This is a genomic window from Halobacterium sp. CBA1126 (genome assembly GCF_009741975.1).
Lineage (GTDB): Archaea > Halobacteriota > Halobacteria > Halobacteriales > Halobacteriaceae > Halobacterium.
In genome coordinates this window covers 1-6,488 of record NZ_WPCF01000125.1, presented here as the reverse complement: position 1 = coordinate 6,488, position 6,488 = coordinate 1, and the positions used below count along the sequence as shown (strand labels likewise).

Genomic DNA, 6,488 nt, shown 5'->3' with positions numbered 1-6,488 from the left:
GTCGAGGACGTTCTCGACGCCACCGAGCGGCTGCTCGCGGACGGCTGCATCAAGCGCGTGGGCTGCGTCGTCAACCACGTCGTCACGGGCTTCGACGCCAACTGCATGGTCGTCTGGGACGTCGCCCCGACGACGAACTCGACGAGCGCGGCGTCGAGGTCGGCGAACTCCCCTACGTCACCCTCTGTTACCACCGCCCGCGCCGCCCCGAGCAGGACTGGCCGTACAACCTCTTCACGATGATTCACGGCCGCGAGAGCGGCGCCGTCGACGAGAAGATCGACGAACTCGCAGCCGAGTACCTGCCGTTCGACCACGAACGGCTCTACTCGGAGGAGACGCTGAAACAGACCGGCGCGCGCTACGACGACCTCGTCGGCGAGTAATCCCGCCCCGGGTGCGCTGTCGCGGTCGCTGCTACTCGCGGGCCGTGGTGTACAGGATCGGCGCGACGACGAGCAACGCGACCCCGAGCATCCGGTACGTGAACGGGTCGCTGCCGAGCTGGGAGGCCGGCGACACGAAGAAGAGGACGCCGAACAGCGACGCGTTCAACGCCACGAGCTTCCGGGAGCCGAGGGGGATAGTGCCGACGATGGACAGCGCGAACAGAACGAGGAGCGCGTGCCCGACGTGGTAACTCAAGAGGAAGTCGTCGACGAGGGGCAGCGGTGTGAACGCCATTGCTGGCTGGATTTCGCCGCGAAATCCCCTTTAAGGTTCCGTTCCGCCGTCCGGGCCGCGCAAGTCGAGTGGGCGAATCCACCCGTACCACACCGCGACGACCATCGACGCGTAGCCGACGGCCCACACCGCCGCGCCCACCGTCGAGAAACCCGCCTGGTGGAGGAAGTAGTTCGCGACCCCGGGGAGCACGACCCCCGCGGCGATGACGAGTCCGAGCGCCACGCGTGAGTCCATACGCGGGCGTTCGCGCTGCGTCCGCGTCAAAGCCCCGGTTTCCGCGTCGGCGACGCGCCCGCCGCTGCGCTCGCAGTTTCGCGCAGGAAAGTGCTCGCCGCGCGAGCGCCGCGGTGCGCCAGCGGGGACACTGAAACCCGCGGCGTCGAGGCCGGGCCGAGGGGGCGTTCGGGGCAGGCGGCCTCGACGGCCAGCGGGGGAGGGGACCAACGGGCGCCGGTCGGGTCACGGCGCCCACTGCCTCGTTTTCCGCCGCCCCTACTCAAAGCGACGCGCAGTCGCAGCGCGTGCGAAAACCCAGTCAGTCCACGAGCTGGCGGGCGATCCACTCCTCGCTGGCCTGCCCGAGCATCGCCTCCCAGTGCGGGAACGCCGTCCGCGCCGCGACGTACTCGTCGAAGGCCGCCTCGTCGATGGCCGCGAAGTCCGACCGCGTCGCCACCTCCCACTCGCTGTCGTCGAGGAACCCGCGGAACGTCGCCGCGTCCGTGTGCCGCTCCATGAACCCCGGCGTGAACAGCTCGCCGAGCGCGCCGTCGTCCCGGCTCAACGCCGCCGCCCGCTCGTGGAGCTCGTCCACGAGCTCGCTCACCTCGTCGGTCATGGGTGGGTCGTGGCGCCGAGCGCGCAAAACGGTTCTGGAGGGAGATTCAGACTGGTGCTAAATCGGCTAAGACGCCGCTGAACGGTTGGTTTTCGAGAGAAAGATTTAATGGGCCAGTCCGGATTTGAACCGGAAGCCTCCACCTTATCAGAGTGGCGCTCTACCTAATTGAGCTACTGGCCCGAACGCATCCCGACGTTCGCCGCTGGTACAATTAAGGGTTTCCTTTCGACAGCGCCGTCCTGCGTTACTGGCGGTCGTCGCCGTCCTCGAATTCCACGTCGTAGGCGTCCTCGTCGAGATCGATGGTGTCGTCGTCGTCGGAACTGCTCGCGGAGCCGGCGCCGAACGGGCCGCTGCCGCCGCTGCCACCGCCGTCGCCGCCCGCGCCGGCGAACGGCCCGCCGCCGTCGTCGTCGTCACCGGGGAAGCCGAACGTGTAGACGTTGCCGGTGGCGAACCCGCCGGTCGACTGGTCGAGCTTGGGCTGGATGACCCACTCCTTGACGGCGTACCGGAACGGGTAGCGGGTCAGCGGGAAGACGAGCAGGAACCCGAGCGCGTCCGTGAGCAGGCCGGGCGTGAGGAGGAACGCGCCGGCGGCGATGAGCAGGCCGCCGTCGACGAGTTCGTCCGTGGGGGCCTTCCCGTCGGCGAGCGAGCGCTGGATGCGTCGCAGTGTGTGGCGGCCCTCCGCGCGCACGAACAGCGTGCCGAGCAGGGCGGTGAGCACGACGAGCGCCACCGTCACCTGCCAGCCGACCTGTCCCGCGACGAACACCAGGAAGAGGGCGTCCGCCAGCGGGACGACGAGCAGCGCGAGGAACAGCCACCGGAGTCGGGGCATACGCCGGGGTAGCCGACGGCGATTCATAGCCTTTCTGTTGGCGGTGCTCGCCCGTGTCGAAACGGTTTCCCGGGTTCGCCGCCCAGCGGACGTATGGACGAGTCCGCTGACGCGACGCGCGTGGAGTGGCGCGAGTGGGGCGAGGCGGCGTTCGCGGAGGCCGCCGAGCGCGACGTGCCGCTACTGGTGTCGCTGGTGGCGTCGTGGAGCGACTGGTGCCGGCAGATGGACGAGCGGACGTACGCGGAGCCGCGCATCGCCGCGAACGTCAACGACGACTTCGTGCCGGTGCGCGTGGACGCCGACCGCCACCCGCGCGTGCGGGAGCGGTACAACATGGGCGGGTTCCCGTCGACGGTGTTCGTGACGCCGGAGGGCGAGCACATCGCGGGGGCGACGTTCCTCGAACCCGAGGGGTTCCGGCAGGTCCTCCAGCGCGTCCGCGAGACGTACGACGAGAAGGGCGAGGACGCGGGCAGCATGCCGCGCGCGCTCGCCGGCGGCGAGCCGCCCGTGGGGCCCGTGGACGGCGACATCGAGCGGCTGCTCGCGGGCCAGCTCGGCGAGCAGTTCGACACCGAGCACGGCGGCTGGGGGACCGACGAGAAGTTCCCGCTGCCGTCGACCGTGGAGTTCGCGCTCAAGCGCGAGCGCGAGCAGGCGCTGCGGACGCTGGACGCCGTCCGGCGGAACCTCGCGGACGACGTGGACGGCGGGTTCTTCCGGTTCGCGCACGGCCGGGACTGGTCGGACCCCCAGCGCGAGAAGGTGCTCGCGGAGAACGCCAGCCTCCTGCGGGCGTTCGCGTCGGCGTACCTCCACACGGGCAGCGAGGACTACCGCGAGCCCGCCGAGCACACCATCGACTACGCGACGGGGACGCTGTGGACGGGCGAGGCGTTCGGCGGCAGTCAGGCGGCCGGCGAGTACTTCGAGCAGGCCGCCGACGAGCGCGCGAGCCACGACGAGCCGCCGGTCGACGAGACGGCGTACGCGGACGTGAACGCGCTCACGGCGGACGCGCTGCTCGCGTTCGCGGCGTACACCGACGACGACACCGCCACCCGGTACGCCGAGCGCACGCTCGACTACCTCCGGGAGGCGCTCGTGGACGGCGCGACCGTCCGGCACTTCGACGACCCGGACGCGCCGACGGGCCTGCTCGCAGACCGCGCCCGCGTCGTGCAGGCGTTCGCGACGGCCGCACAGGTCCTCGGCGGCGACTACCTCGACACCGCCGTCGAGATCGCGGACGCGACCATCGACGACCTACAGGACGCAACGGGCGCGTTCCGCGACGGCCCGCTGGAGGGCGCCGGCTTGCTCGACCAGCCGCTGCGCCCCATCGACGACACCGCCGTGATGGCGGACGCGCTCGTCGACCTCCACTACCTCACGCGGGACGCCCGCTACCACGAGGCCGCGTCGGACGCCGTCGGCGCGTTCGCGGGCGCCGCCGAGCGCATGGGCGCGCAGGTCGCGGCGTACAGCACCGCCGCGTCCCGCGTCGTCAGCGAACCGCTCGTCGTCGAGGTCGCGGACGAAGCGGGCAGCGACCTCCACCGCGCCGCGCTCCGCATGGCCGACCACGAGAAGGTCGTCGTGCCGAACGCCCGACGGCGAACCCGGGACCGCGTGGCTCGTCGGAGCCGACGGCACCAGCGAGGCCGTCGACTCCCCCGACGCGCTCGCGGACCTCGTCGCCCAGTCGACCGAGTAATCCGACTGCGGACAGCCCGTAAACTGTCACAGCGTTTTTCACGCCGCGCGTCGAACCGACGACGAGATGGCTGACTTGAGGGACCTCGGCCTCTCGGAGTACGAAGCCAGCGCGTACCGCGCGCTCCTCCGAACCGGGCCGGCAACCGCCAAGGAGTTGTCCGAGGAGAGCGGCGTCCCGATGGGACGGGTCTACGACGTGCTCGGGAGCATCGAGTCCCAGCACCTCGTGCGCAGTCAGGCCGCCAGCCGCCCGAAGAAGTACGTCGCCGTCGAACCCGAGACCGCCCTCGACCGCCTGCTGGAGGACCGCAAGCGCGAACTCCGCGAGAAGGCCGACCAGTACGAGGCCGTCGTCGACGAGCTCGAGAGCGACCTCCAGACGCCCTCCGAGCCAGAGGAGGGGTTCTGGACGGCCGCGCTCGGCCCCGCGGACTCCCTGGACCTCCTGCTCGAGCGCATCGACACCGCCGACGACTCCGTCCGGCTGCTCGCGGGCTTCGAGTCCACGAGCTTCGACGTCGCTGACACCACCAGCCGCATCGTCGACCACCTCGAGGACGCGCTCGAGCGCGGCGTCGACGTCTCCGTGCTCATCTCCCAGGACCTCTCCTCGAACATCCCCGAGGAGGTCAACGAGCGCTACGTCGCCGTGCTCGCCGAACACCCCGGCTACGAGGTCCGCATCGGCCCCGTCGTCGAGGGCAACGTCACCATCGTCGACGACGCCGAGGTCTGTTTGGAAGTGACGAACCCGGTCGCCCCCGACGAGTCGTTCGCGATGATCGACCTCCACGACTCGACGTTCGCCGCGGACGTCTACGAGGTGTTCGCGGAGACGTGGACCGACGCCGCGACCCTGGACTGACTACTCGCCGCCGACTTCCTCGCGGAGCGTCCCGAACTCCGCGACGCGCTCGGCGTGGGCGTTGTGCTGGTGGATGGACTCGTCGTTGGACTGCTTCATCGTCACCACCGCGCCGTCGTCGAGGTGGTCGAACTCCGCGACGACGCCCTCGGCCATCGACCGCACGCAGTCCTCGACGAACTTCGCGTTCGCGTGGGCGGCGTAGGTCATGTGGTCCTCGTCCGGGCGCTTCGCGAGGTTGTAGATGCGTGCGCTCATCGAGTCCCGCGCGACGTCCACGAGGTCCATCAGGTCCACGTCCGGGTCGCCCGACGTCTCCACGGTGAGCGTCGCGTGCCCGCGCTGGCTGTGGCCCGCCTGCGGCACCTCCTGGAGGAACTCCCGGACGTCGTCCTCGCCGACGCCGAGGTCCGCGAGCTTCTCGCGGGCGTGCTGGCTCATCATCTGCTGGCTGCACGGACAGACGGTCATGCCGACGACGCGCGCGCCGATCTCCTCGCGGGTCGGCTCGCCCTCCTCGGCGGTCGCGGACGCGATGATGTCGACGGTGCCCTGCGTCTGGCGCTCGCTGGCGGGCGTCTCGTCCCGGATCATCAGCTCCGCCTCCATCTCGACGGTCGCCGTCGTCGTGTAGTCGTGCTTGTCGAGGAGGCGCTCGGCGGTCTCCCCGCACATCTCCTCGACCCGGTAGACGGGCTCGGAGACGGCGTCCTCGAGGGTCTCGTCGATGACCTCCATGTTCCGGCTCATGTCGATGCCCTTCCGGCCCTGCGGGAGGTCGACGTACACCTCGAACTCCGCGGTCAACACGATGGGGCGCTTGTCCTCGCGGGCGATCTTCACGAGCTTCTCGACGCCCGTCACCCCGACCTGACTCAACCCGACTGCAACCTCCGGCTCCGTCGCCTGTACGTCCGGCAGCTGCTGGCTCATTACCCCGTCGTTGGGCTGGTAGCTCACTAACCCTTTCCGTTCCGGCGACCGCCTCCCGTTCGCGGACCCCTACTTCAGCTTGTTCAGCGCCTGGAAGAAGTCCGAGTCCGGGCCCGCGACCCGCGCGGGTTCGTCGGCCGCCTCGACGGTGACGACCTCCGGGGTCTTCACGCGCTGGCGGTTCGACCCGTCGCTGGAGACGACCGCGTGCTCCGGCCCGTCGACCCGCACGGTCACCTCGCCGTCGACCGGCGTCAACAGCGGCGGCATCGCCTCGTCCGCGCACATCCCGTTGACGACGAACGCGCCGACCCCCGGCTGCACGAGCGGGCCGCCCTCGCTGAGGTTGTACGCCGTGCTCCCGGTCGGCGTCGCCACCAGCACGCCGTCAGCGTGCGTCGCCTCGAACAGCGAGCCGTCGACGCGCACCTCCACGTCGACGCCGTGGCCGTGGCCGCGCTGCTCGCCCTGAATCACGACCTCGTTCAGCGCCGGCGTCAGCGACCACTCGCGCTCGCCGGACGCCGCCGCCCGCGGCACCTCGCGGTGGCGCACCTCGCCGGTCTCCCGGTAGCGCTCCAGCTCCCGGCGGACCG

The 6,488-nt window shown here is 70.6% G+C and carries 6 protein-coding genes, 1 tRNA gene and 3 pseudogenes; 3 read left to right on the top strand and 7 right to left on the bottom strand.

The genetic code is table 11. The features are described from left to right. Positions 1–386, top strand: a pseudogene (locus GJ634_RS13435) (Lrp/AsnC family transcriptional regulator); the annotation flags it as partial. Positions 387–417: 31 nt separating this feature from the next. Here the strand turns inward: GJ634_RS13435 and GJ634_RS13430 are convergent. The 5 genes from GJ634_RS13430 to GJ634_RS13410 all read right to left on the bottom strand — a co-directional run bounded on the left by GJ634_RS13430 (position 418) and on the right by GJ634_RS13410 (position 2,372). Next, a complete protein-coding gene (locus GJ634_RS13430) occupies positions 418–684 on the bottom strand; it encodes a hypothetical protein (RefSeq protein ID WP_157503377.1) in 267 nt (88 codons plus the stop codon). A gap of 30 nt (positions 685–714) precedes the next feature. Further along, positions 715–921 carry a hypothetical protein gene (locus GJ634_RS13425; RefSeq protein ID WP_157503376.1) on the bottom strand — a complete coding sequence of 69 codons (207 nt, stop codon included), beginning with the start codon at positions 919–921 and terminating at the stop codon, positions 715–717. Positions 922–1,222: 301 nt separating this feature from the next. After that, positions 1,223–1,525: a hypothetical protein gene (locus GJ634_RS13420; RefSeq protein WP_157503375.1), complete on the bottom strand. Its 303-nt coding sequence runs from the start codon at positions 1,523–1,525 to the stop codon at positions 1,223–1,225. A gap of 109 nt (positions 1,526–1,634) precedes the next feature. Further along, positions 1,635–1,708: transfer RNA gene (locus tag GJ634_RS13415), tRNA-Ile, on the bottom strand. A 64-nt stretch (positions 1,709–1,772) separates the two neighbouring features. Then, entirely contained in the window at positions 1,773–2,372 is a 600-nt protein-coding gene (locus GJ634_RS13410) for an FxsA family protein (protein WP_157503374.1), read from the bottom strand. 93 nt (positions 2,373–2,465) lie between these two features. Here GJ634_RS13410 and GJ634_RS13405 point away from each other — a divergent pair. Together GJ634_RS13405 and GJ634_RS13400 are read left to right on the top strand one after the other, a co-directional pair. Continuing rightward, a pseudogene (locus GJ634_RS13405) lies at positions 2,466–4,092 on the top strand (DUF255 domain-containing protein). Positions 4,093–4,158: 66 nt separating this feature from the next. After that, positions 4,159–4,959, top strand: coding sequence for a TrmB family transcriptional regulator (locus GJ634_RS13400; protein WP_157503372.1), 801 nt, complete (start codon positions 4,159–4,161; stop codon positions 4,957–4,959). Here GJ634_RS13400 and mptA read toward each other — a convergent pair whose 3' ends face one another. Together mptA and GJ634_RS13390 are read right to left on the bottom strand one after the other, a co-directional pair. Further along, positions 4,960–5,892, bottom strand: coding sequence for a GTP cyclohydrolase MptA (gene mptA / locus GJ634_RS13395; RefSeq protein WP_157503371.1), 933 nt, complete (start codon positions 5,890–5,892; stop codon positions 4,960–4,962). It abuts the gene before it with no gap. Positions 5,893–5,961: 69 nt separating this feature from the next. After that, a pseudogene (locus tag GJ634_RS13390) lies at positions 5,962–6,488 on the bottom strand (NAD(+)/NADH kinase); the annotation flags it as partial.

What these genes read in the sequence shown, in the direction of transcription:
- GJ634_RS13430 (WP_157503377.1), bottom strand. Translation starts at nt 684, where the DNA reads ATGGCGTTCACACCGCTGCCCCTCGTCGACGACTTCCTCTTGAGTTAC.
- GJ634_RS13425 (WP_157503376.1), bottom strand. Translation starts at nt 921, where the DNA reads ATGGACTCACGCGTGGCGCTCGGACTCGTCATCGCCGCGGGGGTCGTG.
- GJ634_RS13420 (WP_157503375.1), bottom strand. Translation starts at nt 1,525, where the DNA reads ATGACCGACGAGGTGAGCGAGCTCGTGGACGAGCTCCACGAGCGGGCG.
- GJ634_RS13410 (WP_157503374.1), bottom strand. Translation starts at nt 2,372, where the DNA reads ATGCCCCGACTCCGGTGGCTGTTCCTCGCGCTGCTCGTCGTCCCGCTG.
- GJ634_RS13400 (WP_157503372.1), top strand. Translation starts at nt 4,159, where the DNA reads ATGGCTGACTTGAGGGACCTCGGCCTCTCGGAGTACGAAGCCAGCGCG.
- mptA (WP_157503371.1), bottom strand. Translation starts at nt 5,892, where the DNA reads ATGAGCCAGCAGCTGCCGGACGTACAGGCGACGGAGCCGGAGGTTGCA.